Source organism: Synechococcus sp. UW106 (assembly GCF_900474015.1).
Classification (GTDB): Bacteria; Cyanobacteriota; Cyanobacteriia; order PCC-6307; family Cyanobiaceae; genus Parasynechococcus.
Genome location: NZ_UCNV01000009.1, coordinates 201,485 through 216,064, shown reverse-complemented (window position 1 = coordinate 216,064; position 14,580 = coordinate 201,485). Strand labels below are relative to the sequence as shown.

At 61.1% G+C, this 14,580-nt stretch carries 15 protein-coding genes and 1 riboswitch; of the genes, 9 read left to right on the top strand and 6 right to left on the bottom strand.

Annotated features, from left to right (window positions below; genetic code table 11):
* The first annotated feature begins 1 nt into the window (after window position 1).
* The 4 genes from DXY30_RS08800 to thiC all read left to right on the top strand — a co-directional run bounded on the left by DXY30_RS08800 (window position 2) and on the right by thiC (window position 3,619).
* On the top strand, window positions 2–1,198 hold the full coding sequence (locus tag DXY30_RS08800; protein WP_371638800.1) for an amidohydrolase: 1,197 nt from the start codon (window positions 2–4) through the stop codon (window positions 1,196–1,198).
* Window positions 1,195–1,422 carry a DUF3188 domain-containing protein gene (locus DXY30_RS08795; protein WP_115094540.1) on the top strand — a complete coding sequence of 76 codons (228 nt, stop codon included), beginning with the start codon at window positions 1,195–1,197 and terminating at the stop codon, window positions 1,420–1,422. Before DXY30_RS08800 ends, DXY30_RS08795 begins: the two co-directional genes overlap by 4 nt.
* Window positions 1,419–2,033: a HEAT repeat domain-containing protein gene (locus DXY30_RS08790; RefSeq protein WP_115094538.1), complete on the top strand. Its 615-nt coding sequence runs from the start codon at window positions 1,419–1,421 to the stop codon at window positions 2,031–2,033. Before DXY30_RS08795 ends, DXY30_RS08790 begins: the two co-directional genes overlap by 4 nt.
* 30 nt (window positions 2,034–2,063) lie before the next feature.
* Window positions 2,064–2,169: riboswitch (TPP riboswitch) on the top strand.
* A gap of 46 nt (window positions 2,170–2,215) precedes the next feature.
* Window positions 2,216–3,619 carry a phosphomethylpyrimidine synthase ThiC gene (thiC, locus tag DXY30_RS08785; RefSeq protein ID WP_115094536.1) on the top strand — a complete coding sequence of 468 codons (1,404 nt, stop codon included), beginning with the start codon at window positions 2,216–2,218 and terminating at the stop codon, window positions 3,617–3,619.
* Window positions 3,620–3,742: 123 nt separating this feature from the next.
* Here the strand turns inward: thiC and tkt are convergent, their stop codons facing one another.
* Genes tkt through acpP form a run of 3 tightly spaced genes read right to left on the bottom strand, consistent with a single transcriptional unit; the run spans window position 3,743 to window position 7,305 of the window.
* Complete coding sequence (gene tkt, locus DXY30_RS08780; RefSeq protein WP_115094533.1) at window positions 3,743–5,752, bottom strand: transketolase; 2,010 nt, start codon at window positions 5,750–5,752, stop codon at window positions 3,743–3,745.
* Between the two features lie 54 nt (window positions 5,753–5,806).
* A complete protein-coding gene (gene fabF / locus DXY30_RS08775; RefSeq protein WP_115024827.1) occupies window positions 5,807–7,054 on the bottom strand; it encodes a beta-ketoacyl-ACP synthase II in 1,248 nt (415 codons plus the stop codon).
* 8 nt (window positions 7,055–7,062) lie between these two features.
* Window positions 7,063–7,305 (bottom strand): acyl carrier protein, encoded by a 243-nt coding sequence (gene acpP, locus DXY30_RS08770; protein WP_011363161.1) that lies wholly within the window; start codon window positions 7,303–7,305, stop codon window positions 7,063–7,065.
* Window positions 7,306–7,453: 148 nt separating this feature from the next.
* On the opposite strand from acpP, the gene psaC reads away from it, so the two are divergent.
* Together psaC and glmS are read left to right on the top strand one after the other, a co-directional pair.
* Window positions 7,454–7,699: a photosystem I iron-sulfur center protein PsaC gene (gene psaC, locus DXY30_RS08765; protein WP_006850103.1), complete on the top strand. Its 246-nt coding sequence runs from the start codon at window positions 7,454–7,456 to the stop codon at window positions 7,697–7,699.
* Window positions 7,700–7,753: 54 nt separating this feature from the next.
* The gene (gene glmS, locus DXY30_RS08760; protein WP_115094531.1) at window positions 7,754–9,643 is read left to right on the top strand and encodes a glutamine--fructose-6-phosphate transaminase (isomerizing); all 1,890 of its coding nucleotides are present in this window, start codon (window positions 7,754–7,756) and stop codon (window positions 9,641–9,643) included.
* A gap of 3 nt (window positions 9,644–9,646) precedes the next feature.
* Here glmS and DXY30_RS08755 read toward each other — a convergent pair whose 3' ends face one another.
* Window positions 9,647–11,107, bottom strand: coding sequence for a mannose-1-phosphate guanylyltransferase/mannose-6-phosphate isomerase (locus tag DXY30_RS08755; protein WP_115094528.1), 1,461 nt, complete (start codon window positions 11,105–11,107; stop codon window positions 9,647–9,649).
* A gap of 76 nt (window positions 11,108–11,183) precedes the next feature.
* The gene (rimM, locus tag DXY30_RS08750; RefSeq protein ID WP_115094525.1) at window positions 11,184–11,717 is read right to left on the bottom strand and encodes a ribosome maturation factor RimM; all 534 of its coding nucleotides are present in this window, start codon (window positions 11,715–11,717) and stop codon (window positions 11,184–11,186) included.
* 55 nt (window positions 11,718–11,772) lie between these two features.
* Here rimM and DXY30_RS08745 point away from each other — a divergent pair, with 55 nt between their 5' ends.
* Window positions 11,773–11,958: an NAD(P)H dehydrogenase subunit NdhS gene (locus tag DXY30_RS08745; protein ID WP_115024823.1), complete on the top strand. Its 186-nt coding sequence runs from the start codon at window positions 11,773–11,775 to the stop codon at window positions 11,956–11,958.
* Between the two features lie 4 nt (window positions 11,959–11,962).
* Window positions 11,963–12,790 carry an ion transporter gene (locus DXY30_RS08740; protein ID WP_115094522.1) on the top strand — a complete coding sequence of 276 codons (828 nt, stop codon included), beginning with the start codon at window positions 11,963–11,965 and terminating at the stop codon, window positions 12,788–12,790.
* Here the strand turns inward: DXY30_RS08740 and rnc are convergent.
* Complete coding sequence (gene rnc / locus DXY30_RS08735; RefSeq protein ID WP_115094959.1) at window positions 12,748–13,473, bottom strand: ribonuclease III; 726 nt, start codon at window positions 13,471–13,473, stop codon at window positions 12,748–12,750. The two genes, DXY30_RS08740 and rnc, sit on opposite strands and share 43 nt — an antisense overlap.
* A gap of 130 nt (window positions 13,474–13,603) precedes the next feature.
* On the opposite strand from rnc, the gene DXY30_RS08730 reads away from it, so the two are divergent.
* Window positions 13,604–13,861 carry an HU family DNA-binding protein gene (locus DXY30_RS08730; protein ID WP_170951212.1) on the top strand — a complete coding sequence of 86 codons (258 nt, stop codon included), beginning with the start codon at window positions 13,604–13,606 and terminating at the stop codon, window positions 13,859–13,861.
* The last annotated feature ends 719 nt before the right edge of the window (window positions 13,862–14,580 follow it).

Sequence of the window (14,580 nt, the reverse complement as noted above, 5' to 3'; positions counted from 1 at the left end):
GATGAGCCAGCCTGAGATGACCGAGGCATCGGCTCTTTCCGACCGACTCAGCCGTGAGCTGCCTGAGTTGCTGGAGCTGCGCCGGCATCTGCATGCTCACCCTGAACTCAGTGGTGAGGAACACCAGACGGCTGCCCTGGTGGCGGGGGAGTTGCGCCAGTTGGGCTGGTGCGTGCGCGAGGGGGTCGGTCGCACGGGGGTGGTGGCCGAACTGGGGCCAGAGCAAGGGCCCACGGTGGGGCTGCGAGTCGATATGGATGCACTTCCGGTGGAGGAACGCACCGGTCTGCCCTATGCCTCCACCCGCCAGGGGCTGATGCATGCCTGTGGCCACGACCTGCACACCTGCACGGGGCTGGGGGTGGCGCGGTTGTTGGCCCAGGAGCCGAAGTTGGGCGGCCGGGTGCGGCTGCTGTTTCAACCCGCTGAAGAGTTGGCCCAGGGGGCGGTGTGGATGCGGGATGCGGGGGCTGTAGATGGCCTCGGTGCCTTGTATGGGCTCCATGTGGTGCCGAATCTGCCGGTGGGCACGGTCGGGATCAGACGGGGCTGTCTCACCGCGGCGGCCGGCGAGCTGGAGGTCGTGGTGCAGGGGGAAGGGGGGCATGGTGCCCGCCCCCATCAGTCGGTGGATGCTGTTTGGCTTGCCGCCCGCGTGATCACGGAGTTGCAGCAGACGATCGCTCGCCGCTTGGATGCTCTGCAGCCGGTGGTCATTAGTTTCGGCAAGGTGGACGGCGGTCGCGCCTTCAACGTGATTGCCGATCAAGTGCGCTTGCTGGGCACGGTGCGCTGCCTGGATCTGCAGCAGCACGCCCAGTTGCCAGCTTGGATCGAAGAGACGGTGCAGGGGATTTGCGCTAGCGGAGGCGGCACGGCTGTGGTGAACTACCGCTGCATTGCGCCGCCGGTGCACAACGATCCGCAGCTCACGGATCTCCTCGAGCGCTGTGCGGTGGATTGTTTGGGCCGCGACAAGGTGCTGCAGGTGGAGCAACCCTCCTTGGGGGCGGAAGACTTTGCTGAGTTGCTTCGGGATGTGCCGGGAATGATGGTGCGGCTGGGGGTTGCTGGGCCTGAAGGGTGTGCCCCGTTGCATAACGGGGCCTTTGCCCTGGAGGAGGATGCCCTCGGTGTTGGTATTGCCGTGCTCACTGCCACCTTGCTGGCTTGGATCGCGGAGAACGCTTCGTCATGAACCAACGCCGCGCTGTGATTTGGGTTTCCCTTGGGGCACCACTGCTGATCCTGCTGGCCCTGCTGGCCTCACAGCAGCGTCAGGGGAAAGATCAAGTGCAGGTGCTTCCGGCGGTGCTGGTTGGTTCGGGCCTGATGATCAGCAGCGCTCTCGGTCGGCAGCGTCGCCGCGCCAGGCTGTTGGCCGATCTTCAGCGGGCGCGCACCCCCGGCAGCAACCCATGAGTGAGACCGACCCCCAGAAGCCTGATCTCGACACTGTGCGCCTGGCCATTGCTAGCGGAGACCCTGTGAAGGCGATGCCAGCGATCACCCAGCTTCGCCATTGCTCGGATGCGGAGGCGGTGCCGTTGCTGGTGCTGGGCACACAGCAAAAACCCTTTTTGGTGCGCTCGTTGAGTTGCAGCGGCCTGGGCTACAAGCGCACTGAGCAGGGCTGGGCCGTGCTCAGTGAGTTGATCACTGCGGATGAGGACCCCAACGTCCGGGCCGAAGCAGCTAACTCTCTGGCCAGTTATGGGGTCGAGCGGGCCTGGCCTCTGCTGTTCTCGGCTTTCGAGGCGGACAACGCCTGGTTGGTGCGCTGCAGCATCTTGTCCGCCTTGGCGGAGCAGCCCGGCATTGATCTGGGTTGGTTGCTTGAATTGGCGACTCTCGCCGTTGCCGATGCCGATGGCATTGTGCGGGTCAGTGGAGCTGAAATCCTGAGTCGGATCGTCCGGGAAGGGGGCAACGATCCCATTGCCCTGCAGGCCAGAAGCTTGTTGCAATCTCTGCAGCAGGACAGTGATCACCGTGTCGTGGCAGCAGTTCTAAACGGCCTGCAATCAAGCTGAACCTTGCTTTCAGGAACGTTGCTAGCTTTTAGACATCACTAGGGGTGTCTGAGTTCAAAACGCGCTCAGACTGAGATCACACCCTCCGAACCTGATCCCGGGTTATGCCGGCGCAGGGAAGTGTTTGAGCGTGATCTACGGCCAAAAAGTCGACCCCTGGGCAATCCGTCGCACTTCAGATCATGCGCGCTTCCTGGGTTGAGTCCCGCAAGGGCCAGGCCAACGTCTCTCAGATGCACTACGCCCGTCAGGGGCTAGTGACTGAAGAAATGGCCCATGTGGCCAAACGGGAGAACCTGCCCGAGTCGCTGGTGATGGAGGAAGTGGCTCGGGGGCGAATGATCATCCCGGCCAACGTCAATCACGCCAACCTGGAGCCGATGGCGATCGGCATCGCCAGCAAGTGCAAGGTGAACGCCAATATCGGCGCTTCACCCAATGCGTCGGATGCTGCCGAGGAGGTGAACAAGCTCAAGTTGGCGGTGAAGTACGGCGCCGACACGGTGATGGATCTTTCCACTGGCGGAGTGAATCTTGATGAGGTGCGCACCGCGATTATCAACGCGTCTCCGGTGCCCATCGGCACAGTGCCGGTGTATCAGGCGCTGGAAAGCGTGCATGGCTCAATCGAGAAGCTCGATGAGGATGACTTCCTCCACATCATTGAGAAGCACTGCCAGCAGGGAGTTGATTACCAGACCATCCACGCCGGTCTGTTGATCGAGCACCTGCCCAAGGTGAAGGGACGCATTACGGGCATCGTCAGCCGTGGTGGCGGCATCCTGGCCCAATGGATGCTCTATCACCATCGCCAGAACCCTCTCTACACACGGTTCGACGACATCTGCGAGATTTTCAAGCGCTACGACTGCACCTTCTCGCTGGGTGATTCTCTGCGCCCTGGTTGCCAGCACGATGCGTCGGACGCCGCTCAACTGGCCGAACTGCACACCTTGGGCGAACTGACCCGTCGGGCTTGGAAGCACGACGTCCAGGTGATGGTGGAAGGTCCTGGTCACGTGCCCCTCGACCAGATCGAGTTCAACGTGAAAAAGCAGATGGAGGAGTGCAGCGAAGCGCCCTTCTATGTGCTCGGCCCCCTGGTGACTGACATCGCTCCTGGGTATGACCACATCACCTCGGCAATCGGTGCGGCCATGGCCGGTTGGCATGGCACAGCGATGCTCTGTTATGTGACTCCGAAGGAACACCTCGGTCTCCCCAATGCTGAGGATGTACGGGAAGGCTTGATTGCCTACAAGATCGCTGCCCATGCGGCAGACATCGCCCGTCACCGCCCGGGTGCTCGGGATCGTGATGATGAGTTGAGCCGGGCCCGTTACGCCTTTGATTGGAACAAGCAGTTCGAGCTATCGCTTGATCCTGAGCGCGCCAAGGAGTATCACGATGAGACCCTGCCGGCTGATATCTACAAGCAGGCTGAGTTTTGCTCCATGTGTGGACCGAAGCACTGCCCGATGCAGACCAAGATCACCGACGAGGACCTTGAAGGTCTTCAAAAGGTCCTCGAAACCAAAGCAGGCGCTGCAGAGCTCACTCCGGTCAAGCTCGACAAAGCTGATTGATCACGTCGTTTGTATCCAGTCATTTGCCCGGCGTCCTTTCGGACGTCGGGCTTTTTTGTAGAAGCCACTAAAAAGCCCCCCTGCTTAGGCAGCGGGGCTTCGCATTGAAGGGTTCTCTGGGGATCAGCCGAGCAGAGCTTTGGCTTTGGCGACCACGTTCTCCACGGTGAAACCGAATTCCTTGAGGCAGGTGCCGCCGGGGGCGGAAGCACCGAAACGGTTCATGGTCACGCTGTCGCCATCCAGGCCGATGAAACGGTGCCAGCCAAAGGATTCAGCGGCCTCAACCACGATGCGCTTGCGCACGGCGTTGGGGAGCACCTCTTCCTTGTAGGCATCGGTCTGCTCGTCGAACAGTTCGACGCAGGGCATGGACACCACGCGCACCTTCTTGCCTTCAGCGGTGAGTTGCTTGGCTGCCTGAACGCAGAGGTCGAGCTCGGTGCCGGTACCGATCAAAATCAGATCGGGAGTGCCCGCGCAGTCTTCGAGCACATAGCCACCAAGTGCCACCTTGTCGATGGAGGAATTGGCCTGGTTGGCCATTCCCTGACGGCTGAGGCAGAGGGAGCTGGGGCGATTGCGGTTTTGGATCGCCACCTTGTAAGCACCACTGGTCTCGTTGCCGTCGCCAGGGCGGAACACCAACATCCCTGGCATCGCGCGGAGCGATGGGATGGTTTCGATCGGCTGGTGGGTGGGGCCGTCTTCGCCGACGCCGATGGAGTCGTGGGTGAGCACGTAGATCACACCCAGCATGCTCAGGGCAGATAGGCGCATGGAGCCGCGCATGTAGTCGGCGAACACCAGGAAGGTGCCGCCGTACGGGATCAGACCACTGTTGTGATATGCGATGCCGTTGAGGATGGCGGCCATGGCGTGCTCGCGCACACCGAAGTGCAGGTAGCGCTTCTCAGGGCTGCTGGCCTGGTAGGAGCCGGTTTCACCCTTGATGTCCGTGTAATTGGAGTGGGTGAGGTCAGCGGAGCCGCCAATGAGCTCGGGCAGGTTGGGTCCCAGAGCACCCAGGCAGATCTGGGAGTGCTTCCGGGTGGCCAATCCACCATCTTCGGGGGTGTAGGTGGGCAGATCCTTGTCCCAACCCTCGGGTAGCTCTCCTCGCAGCATCCGCTCGAACTCGGCGGCTTCCGTGGGGTACTTGGTGCGGTAGGTCGCCAGGGTCTGGTTCCACTCGGCCTCGAGGCTGGCGCCACGGTCGATGGCTTGGCGGAACTGGTCGTAGGCGTCCTGGGGAATTTCGAAGGGGGCGTAGTCCCAACCCAGCTGCTGACGGGTCAGGGCCGCTTCCTCTTCACCCAGAGCAGCACCATGCACGCCGGCGGTGTCTGCCTTGTTGGGGGAGCCGTAGCCAATGATGGTGGTCACCTTGATGATCGACGGCTTGTCGGTCACTGCCTTGGCGGCTTCGATCGCTTTGGCGATGGCATCCACATCGGTGTTGCCCTCGGCCACGTGCTGCACGTGCCAGCCGTAGGCCTCGTAGCGCTTCAGCACGTCCTCGGTGAAGGACACATCGGTGCGGCCGTCGATGGTGATGCTGTTGTCGTCGTACAGGGCGATCAGCTTGCCCAGCTTGAGGTGACCAGCCAGCGATGCAGCTTCGGAAGAGACGCCTTCTTGGTTACAGCCGTCACCCATCACCACATAGGTGTAGTGATCCACCACGGTGGCGTCAGCCTTGTTGAACTTGGCCGCCAGGTGGGATTCAGCGATGGCCAGACCCACTGCGTTGGAAATGCCGGCACCCAGAGGGCCGGTGGTCACTTCAACGCCCGGGGTTTCAAAGGTTTCGGGGTGACCGGGAGTTTTGGAGCCCCACTGACGGAACTGCTTGATGTCGTCGATCGTCACCGAGTCGTAGCCGGTGAGGTGCAGCAGCGCGTAAAGCAGCATGCAGCCGTGGCCAGCAGACAGCACGAAGCGGTCGCGGTTGAACCACTTGGGGTTCTTTGGGTTGTGCTTGAGGAACTTGTCCCAGAGGGCATAACCCATGGGTGCGCAGCCCATCGGCAGACCGGGGTGGCCGCTGTTGGACTTGTTGATGGCGTCGACAGCCAGCATCCGAATGCTGTTGATGCAGAGCGTGTCGAGTGACGCGGGCGCAGCGACCATGGTGTTAGTAGGAAAAGTTGGAGCGATTTTGACGCACGGCGTGAGCGGTAAGGCTCAGCTGGCGCGTTTGAAAGCCAGGCAGACGTTGTGGCCGCCGAAGCCGAAGGAGTTGGACAAGACGGTTCCCAGTGTCTGATCCCGCGCCGTATTCGGCACGACATCCAGATCACAGTCGGGATCCGGGGTGGTGTGGTTGATCGTGGGGGGCACGACGCCGTGTTGCAGCGCCAGCACGCAGGCCACGGCTTCGATGCCGCCGGAGCCACCCAGCAGGTGACCGGTCATCGATTTGGTGGAGCTCACGGGAATCTGCAGCGCACGGTCGCCCAGTGCGCTCTTGATCGCGGAGGTCTCGTTCTTATCGTTCGCCGGGGTGCTGGTGCCATGGGCGTTGACATAGTCGATTTCCGAAGCATCGATCCCGCCATCGGCCAGGGCCAGGCGCATCGCTTCAGCTCCCCCGACGCCGCCGGGCGTGGGTGAGGTGATGTGGTGGGCATCGCAGGTCATGCCGTAGCCCACCACTTCGCCGAGGATCGTGGCGCCACGGGCTTGGGCATGCTCGAGTGTTTCGAGCACCAGCACGCCAGCACCTTCACCGATCACAAAGCCATCCCGTTCCTTGTCGAACGGACGACTGGCAGTGGCCGGATCGTCATTGCGGAACGACAAGGCCTTGGCGCTGGCGAAGCCGGCAACCCCTAGGGGAGTGATCGCCGATTCGGCGCCACCGCAAACCATCGCGTCAGCCTTGCCCAGCTGCAGCAACCGGAAGGCATCACCAACAGCATTGGAGCCTGCGGCGCAGGCGGTGGCCACGGCAGAGCTGGGGCCTTTGGTGCCCAGGGCAATCGCCGCTAAACCTGTGGCCATATTGGGGATCATCATCGGCACCGTGAACGGGCTCACCCGTCCCGGACCGCGGCCCTCGAGCACGTGGGCTTGGGTTTCCATCGTGAGCAGTCCGCCGACGCCGGAGCCGATGATCGTGCCGATCCGATCCGCATTCGCGTCGTTGATGTCAAGGCCGGCATGGGCCACAGCCTGCTTGGCTGCCACCACGCCGAACTTGCAGAACCGATCCCAGCGCTTGGCTTCCTTCGGTTCGATGAAACCTGTCGGATCGAAATCCTTCACCTCCGCCGCAAAGCGACAGGCGTGCTCAGATGCATCGAACAGGGTGATGGCCTCTACTCCGTTGCTGCCGGAGGTGAGGCCGTTCCAGTAATCCTGAACCGTGTTGCCGATCGGTGTGACCGCGCCGAGGCCGGTAATGACGACGCGATGGAGACCATCCACCATTGCGTTGTTCAGGCTTGCTTGTCTTCGATGTATTTGACGGCGTCGCCAACAGTGGTGATGCCTTCAGCAGCTTCGTCGGGAATCTCGATGTCGAAGGCCTCTTCCAGGGCCATCACGAGTTCCACGGTGTCCAGAGAATCAGCACCCAGATCGTTCTGGAAGTTGGATTCCGGCTTCACTTCGCCGGAGTCAACACTCAGTTGCTCCGCAACGATCGAACGGACCTTCTCGAGGATCGCTTCCTGGGACATAGCCGTGGCAACGGGACGCTGCATCTTACGGGCACGCCCTCAGGGATCACCTCGCGAAGTGCCCCCGCCGTTAACAACGGTGACGGCATGGCCAAGGACATCTCAGGGAGGGGTACGTTTGCTTCAAGCCTTCGTATGAATCGGGCACATGTCCCACGCCGTCAAGATCTACGACACCTGCATCGGTTGCACCCAGTGCGTGCGTGCCTGCCCTCTCGACGTGCTTGAGATGGTGCCCTGGGACGGCTGTAAGGCCGGCCAGATCGCATCATCTCCGCGCACCGAAGACTGTGTGGGTTGCAAGCGCTGTGAAACCGCCTGCCCTACCGACTTCCTGAGCATCCGCGTCTATCTCGGAGATGAGACGACCCGCTCCATGGGCCTGGCTTACTGATTTGAACCGTTTCACCTCATAAGCTCTGCCCGGCTTCAGCCGGGCTTTTTTTGTATGTGCGGAATCGTTGCCCTGGTGGGCTCCCGTGAAGCGGCACCCCAGCTTCTGGAGGGACTTCGTCAGCTGGAGTACCGCGGTTACGACTCCGCCGGGATTGCGACGGTTGACGCTCCAGGGGTGCTGACCTGTCTGCGGGCCAAGGGCAAGCTGCGCAACCTCACCGCCCTTGTGGAAGCTCAAGGGGCTCCCGGGCAATGCGGCATTGGCCATACCCGCTGGGCCACCCACGGCAAACCGGAGGAGCGCAATGCCCATCCGCACCGCAGCAGTGATGGGGCTGTGGCCGTGGTGCAGAACGGAATTATTGAAAATCACCGTTCCCTGCGGGAGCAGCTGCAGGCTTCAGGGGTGGTGTTTCAGTCGGAGACGGACACCGAGGTGATACCCCATCTTCTTGCTGTGGAGCTTCAGCAGCTGCAAGCAGGGGGCGGAGCCCCAGGCGGTGGTCTTTTGCTGGAGGCTCTGCAGCGGGTGCTGCCCAAGTTGCAAGGGGCCTATGCCCTGGCGGTGATCTGGAATCAGGCGCCGGGTGCACTTGTGGTGGCTCGTAAGGCGGCACCCCTCTTGATCGGGTTGGGTGAAGGGGAATTCCTCTGTGCCAGCGACACACCGGCTTTAGCAGGTTTCACCCGCACGATCTTGCCGATGGAAGACGGCGAGGTGGCCTTGCTCTCACCCCTTGGCGTTGAGCTTTACGACGCAGCAGGGGTGCGCCAGCAACGCATGCCCACCCAGCTCAGCGGCGTGGATCATGTGGCGGACAAACGCGAGTTCCGCCACTTCATGCTCAAGGAAATCCATGAGCAACCGGAGACCGCTGAGCTGTGGGTGGCCCGTCATCTGCCCCAGGGGCTGGCAACTGAGCAGCCGGTGGCGCTGCCGATGGATGAGGCCTTCTACGCAGGAATCGAGCGGATTCAGATCCTGGCCTGCGGCACCAGCCGCCACGCCGCGATGGTGGGGGCCTACCTGCTGGAGCAGTTCGCAGGAATACCCACATCGGTGCATTACGCCAGTGAATTCCGTTATGCCCCGCCGCCGCTGGCTCCCCACACCCTTACCATTGGCGTCACCCAATCCGGTGAAACAGCAGACACCCTGGCCGCCCTGGCCATGGAGGCGGAGCGGCGTCTGGCCCATGGGGATCCAGCCTTTGCCCCCCGCCAACTGGGGGTGACCAACCGTCCGGAAAGCTCCCTGTCGCGTCAGGTGCCGCACATTCTCGATATCGGGGCCGGTATCGAGGTCGGCGTGGCCGCCACCAAGACCTTCCTCGGCCAGCTCTTGGCTTTCTATGGCTTGGCCATGGCGTTTGCTGCCCGTCGTGGCGCACGCTCCGCGGCTGAGATCAAAGCCCTGGCGGATGAATTGCGGACCTTGCCTCAGCAGCTGCGTCAGTTGGTTGATCTGCATGATCAGCGCTCGGAGGCCCTGGCCCACCGCTTTGCAGACACTCAGGATGTGATTTTCCTGGGCCGGGGCATCAACTACCCGATTGCTCTTGAAGGAGCGTTGAAACTGAAGGAAATCAGCTACATCCATGCCGAGGGTTACCCGGCGGGTGAGATGAAGCATGGACCGATCGCCCTGCTGGATTCCCGGGTGCCAGTGGTGTCGATCGCCGTGCCCGGTGTGGTGTTCGAAAAGGTGCTCAGCAACGCTCAGGAAGCGAAGGCCCGCGATGCACAGCTGATCGGTGTTGCGCCCCAAGGGCCCGATACCGATTTGTTTGATGAACTGCTGCCGGTGCCTTCTGTAAGCGAGTGGCTTAGCCCTTTGCTCACCGTGGTGCCGATGCAGTTGCTGAGTTATCACATCGCCGCCCATCGCGGCCTGGATGTGGATCAACCCCGCAATTTGGCCAAGAGCGTCACGGTGGAATAAGCCTCAGCTGGTACTGATGCTGAGGTCGCTTCGGCCGTAGCGGTCCTGGAAGCGCACGATGTCGTCTTCACCGAGATACTCCCCGCTTTGCACCTCAATCAGCTCCACCGGGATCCGACCGGGGTTGGACAGGCGGTGTTTGCAGCCCATGGGGATGTAGGTGCTCTGGTTTTCTCCCACCAGCTGTTCGGTGCCGTCGCGCTCAACCAGGGCAGTGCCTTTGACCACAACCCAGTGTTCGGCACGGTGGTGGTGCATCTGGAGCGAGAGGCTGGCGCCGGGTTTCACTGAGATCCGTTTCACCTGCCAACGGGTCCCTTCGGTGACGCCCGTGTAGTGGCCCCAGGGGCGATAGATCTTGCGGTGGGCTTTGCCCTCCGGGCTGCCCTCGGCCTCCAGCTGCTTCACCACGGTCTTGATCTCCTGGGCCTTGGAACGATCAGCAATCAAAACGGCGTCGTCGGTTTCCACCACCACCAGGTTCTCGATCCCTAGCCCCACCACTAGGCGGTGTTCGCTGCGCAGGTAACAGTCCCGGCTGTCTTCAGAGATCACGTGGCCCTGCAGCACATTCCCTTGGGAATCACGTTGTTCTGAGGTTTCCCAAAGGGCACTCCAGCTGCCGACATCGCTCCAGCCCGCATCCAGCGGCAGCACACTGCCCAGTTCCGTTTTTTCCATCACGGCCACATCAATGGCCACGTTGGGGCACTTGGCAAAGGCCTCCCTTTCCAGCCGATGGAATTCCAGGTCAGCAGTGTCCTGCTCAAGAGCCGCCCGGCAGCAGCTCACCACCTCCGGGGCCAGCCGCTCCAGTTCCGCCAGTATGGCGCTGGCCCGGAACAAGAACATGCCGCTGTTCCAGGTGAAGCGGCCGGTGGCCAGGAATTGTTCTGCCGTTGCTTGGTCGGGCTTCTCCACAAACCGCTTGATCGGCACATGCTCGGGTCCATTGAGCGAGAACGGTTCGCTGGCCTCGATGTAGCCATAGCCGGTTTCTGGTGCTGTCGGCACGATGCCGAAGGTCACAAGGCGCCCCTCCTCGGCCGGTTTGCGTCCTGCGTCGATGGCCCGGCGGAATTGGACGGCATCGCGGATCAGGTGATCCGCCGCTAGCACCAGCAGTAGGGGGTCGTCGCCGTTGGCCGTGGCCTGCAGGGCAGCCACCGTCACGGCGGGGGCGGTGTTGCGGCCCATCGGCTCCAGAAGGATCGCGTTCGGCTCGACCCCGATCTGCCGCATTTGTTCGGCCACGATGAAGCGGTGATCTTCGTTGCAGAGCAACAGCGGAGAAGCGAGGGCCTCCAGACCATTGAGGCGTTGCTGGGTCTGTTGCAGCAGCGTCGCTTCGCCGTCACCACTTAACGGCCAGTACTGCTTGGGATAACTCGCTCGCGACAGCGGCCACAGGCGCGTGCCGGTTCCTCCGCAGAGGATCACAGGAATCAGCGGTGTGGCGGCCATCTCGTCCTGAAGGCGGTGACCCAGATTCGCTTGCCTCAGGGGTTTCTGTCGATGCCCTGGAGGTGATGGATTCGCGTTAAAGCTCCAGCAGGCCCGGCGGCGGGGTAATGAGCAGCCAGCCGTCCTCGAGCTGCACTTCCGGAACGATCGCTTCTACGAATGGAATCAGAAGCTTGCGTCCATCGGCGGTTTTGATTTCGAGCAGATCGTTGCCGCCGCTGATGAGGTCGGTCACCGTGCCGATGGCTGGGCCATCAGCTGTGAGTCGTACCTCCAGCCCGACTAGATCGAGCAGGTGAAATTCCCCCTCCGCCAGCTCAGGCCGATCGTCTCCCGCCACCAGCAGCTCCTGCCCCACTAGGGCCTGGGCGGCACTGCGATTATCGATTCCTTCCAACCGCACCACGAATAGCGACTTGCCCGGCAGTTGCCGGCCTTTTTTGAGCTGGATTTGCGTGGGCTCACCCCCTTGGCTGCTGCGCAGCCACCGGGGACCCGGTGCCGTGAAGCGCTCTGGGAAATCACTGGCGGGGTTGACCCGCAGTTCCCCCTGCAGCCCTTGGACCCCCACGATCTTGCCGACGTTCAGCCAGTCGTCGCTTTCTGCCATGCCATCCGCAGCACATACTGCCGATAATGGCGCCAGATCCGTCCGCGACCGAGCCATGGCGTCTGCACCTGCTCCGATCCTTCCTGGCTCCACGGTGACCGTGGCTGATGCCACCTCGATTTACAACGGCTACACCGGCTTCGTGCAGCGGATCAGCGGTGACCGTGCAGCCGTTTTGTTTGAGGGCGGTAACTGGGACAAGTTGGTGACCTTGCGTTTGAAAGACCTCCAGCCGGCCTAGGGCGATGAACGCAGACCGCAGCCTGCGACAACGCCTGCGGGCCACGGTGCTGGAAGCCAGTACCCCAGCGGGCAAGGCCTACAACGCCGTCATTTTCGGGGCAATTCTGTTAAGCGTTCTGGCGTTGCTGCTGGAGCCCGACCCCTTGGGCAACTCAGCCCTGCGCCAGACGAATGTGCCTTGGATCGATCTGGTTCAAAACGTTTGTCTTGCGGTGTTTGCGGCGGATTTTGTGCTGCATCTGGCCTTGGTGGAGAAGCCCTGGCGCTATTTGTTCAGCTTCACCGGATTGATTGACGCCTCAGCGGTGCTGTTCTTCTTCGTGCCACAGGTGCGCAGCGAGCTGTTGCTGTGGGTGTTCAAGTTCGGCCGCATCCTGCGGGTGTTCAAGCTGCTCAAGTTCATTGATGAGGCCCGCGTGCTGGGTCAGGCGCTGCGGGGCAGTGCCCGCACCATTGGCGTCTTCCTGTTCTTTGTCTTTCTGCTGCAAGTGGTGCTCGGCTACAGCATCTTTGTGATCGAGAGCGCCCGGCCGGATTCCCAGTTCCAGACGGTGGCGAGCGGCGTTTATTGGGCGATCGTGACCATGACCACCGTGGGCTACGGCGATGTCGTCCCTCAGACCGAGCTGGGGCGGCTGCTGGCCTCAGCGGTGATGATGCTGGGTTTCGGAATCATTGCCATCCCCACTGGGATCTTGACCGTGTCGGGGGTGCGGCATCACCAGCAGCGAGGTGTGGATCTGACCTGTGGCAATTGCGGACGGCAGGGGCACCGCAAGGATGCCCGTCATTGCGATGCCTGTGGTGCGTCCCTGCCCTCCAGACTCTGAAGGGCGGCGGCTGCCGCCTTCTGCTCGGCCTCCTTCCGGGAACGCCCTTTGGCTTGCGCCAGCTCTTTTTTGCTGACGCTCACCCGGCAGCGGAAGCGTTCGGGGTCGCCGTGCTGGCGGCTGCATTCCTCGGTGATGTAGTGGGGTAGTCCCAGGCCCAGGCCCTGGCTCCACTCCTGCAGGGCTGTTTTGCCGTTGTATTGATGGGGGGTGGCCAGTACCCCTTCGGCTGTGACACGCCAGTGGGGAGTGAGCCAGCGGTGAATCGCCTGCAGGTCGCCAAGGGCGGTATACAAGGCTCCGATCAGCGCCTCGGTGGCATCGGCTCGCAGCCTGGCCTGAGCGGAACGATCCCCTTCGGCATGTCGCCCCAGCAGCAGATGTGTCTCGATGGAAAGCGTTGCACCCACCTCCGCTAGCCAGCGGTCGCTGACGAGCTGGGCCCGCAGGTTGGAGCAGGCCCCCACCGCGAGATGGGGGTGGTTGCGGTCAATGAATTCGGTGGCGGCAAGCCGCAGCACCGCATCCCCGAGAAACTCCAGCCGTTCGAGGTTGCGGGCGCGACCGGTCGACACGTGGGTGAGAGCTTGATCCACCTGGACCAGTAACTCCGCTTCGATCGGGATCTCAGCGTGCATGCGCTGGATCAGGCCAGTGAGCTCTGCGATTCGGGTCTCATCCACAGAAGAGGCATCCGGCAAGGCGTCTCCCAAACCGTAGGGAAGCCTCCTGCTTCGCATTGATTCAGTGGCCTGGCTTTATTGCTGAGAGCAATGCCCCTCCCAACTTCGCGCCTCGATGAGGACACTAACGATGAGCTTCAAAGACCTCGTTTCCACGATCTCCTCCAACAACGACATCCCTGCAGGAACCGTTCGCAAGGTGGCCAAAGCCCTAGTGGAGAGCATCAAAGCCTCTGTTGAGTCTGGTGAGGATTTGAAACTCCCAGGTCTCAAGATCAAGACGAAAGTCATTCCAGCGCGTGAAGCCACTGAAACGTTCAAGGCCCGTCCGGAGATGAAGCGCACGGTTGTGAAGCTGTATCAGGCCAACGACAGAGACGCTGATTGAACCAGACTGTTCCGCCTTTGCTTTTGCTGAGGGGGACATCAATATGGATAGATCTGTCGGCTTCTCCGTGCTGGAAAACTTTTCAACGACCGCGGTATTGCGAGTTTAATCTGCAAGGTTTATTTCTTTGTCAGGTAGAGACATTCATGGAATGCTCATTTTTGAGGTGTTTTCTATCGTTTCAATATAAGGAGAATCGATTATTGGCTTCAGTGGTTGTTGGCAGAATCATGAGTGGGCTTTAAGAAAATCTTGCCTGATTGATTCAGAGAAAATGTGAGCGATTGGCATGCCCCGGTGCCGTTGGTGAGTAATCGACACGCCGAAAGCTTAATGAAGTGCCTAGGACCTAACCGCATCCGAATAATGCAGGCAGCTTAAGCATTATTATAATGAATATGACTGATAGGTAGTCCTCAGTTGCTTAACAGCAGTGGCATAAGGGTTTGTATTTTTGAATTAAGTCCACCTGGTCCGATCTCTCTGGTTAACTAAGCCACGACTGCTTTTGTTGAGTAGCAACCATGCAGTCGACTAGTGCCTGCGGCATTCGATGTTGTTGGTTTTTGTATTGGTGGCTAAGCACGATTTAATAGTGCATCATGCTGTAATCACTGGTGACTGCCAGTCCAAGAAAATCGAAGCTCCTGCACACAAGCGGCGTTGCCTTAGTCTTACAACTGCTGACAGGAATCTAATTGGTTGGTAGTCTGTTATTT

Bases quoted from the DNA above. Each gene is read 5' to 3' on its own strand.
- DXY30_RS08790 (WP_115094538.1), top strand. From the start codon at position 1,419: ATGAGTGAGACCGACCCCCAGAAGCCTGATCTCGACACTGTGCGCCTG.
- thiC (WP_115094536.1), top strand. From the start codon at position 2,216: ATGCGCGCTTCCTGGGTTGAGTCCCGCAAGGGCCAGGCCAACGTCTCT.
- fabF (WP_115024827.1), bottom strand. From the start codon at position 7,054: ATGGTGGATGGTCTCCATCGCGTCGTCATTACCGGCCTCGGCGCGGTC.
- glmS (WP_115094531.1), top strand. From the start codon at position 7,754: ATGTGCGGAATCGTTGCCCTGGTGGGCTCCCGTGAAGCGGCACCCCAG.
- tkt (WP_115094533.1), bottom strand. From the start codon at position 5,752: ATGGTCGCTGCGCCCGCGTCACTCGACACGCTCTGCATCAACAGCATT.
- acpP (WP_011363161.1), bottom strand. From the start codon at position 7,305: ATGTCCCAGGAAGCGATCCTCGAGAAGGTCCGTTCGATCGTTGCGGAG.
- rimM (WP_115094525.1), bottom strand. From the start codon at position 11,717: ATGGCAGAAAGCGACGACTGGCTGAACGTCGGCAAGATCGTGGGGGTC.
- DXY30_RS08730 (WP_170951212.1), top strand. From the start codon at position 13,604: ATGAGCTTCAAAGACCTCGTTTCCACGATCTCCTCCAACAACGACATC.
- psaC (WP_006850103.1), top strand. From the start codon at position 7,454: ATGTCCCACGCCGTCAAGATCTACGACACCTGCATCGGTTGCACCCAG.
- DXY30_RS08740 (WP_115094522.1), top strand. From the start codon at position 11,963: ATGAACGCAGACCGCAGCCTGCGACAACGCCTGCGGGCCACGGTGCTG.
- DXY30_RS08795 (WP_115094540.1), top strand. From the start codon at position 1,195: ATGAACCAACGCCGCGCTGTGATTTGGGTTTCCCTTGGGGCACCACTG.
- DXY30_RS08800 (WP_371638800.1), top strand. From the start codon at position 2: ATGAGCCAGCCTGAGATGACCGAGGCATCGGCTCTTTCCGACCGACTC.
- DXY30_RS08745 (WP_115024823.1), top strand. From the start codon at position 11,773: ATGGCGTCTGCACCTGCTCCGATCCTTCCTGGCTCCACGGTGACCGTG.
- DXY30_RS08755 (WP_115094528.1), bottom strand. From the start codon at position 11,107: ATGGCCGCCACACCGCTGATTCCTGTGATCCTCTGCGGAGGAACCGGC.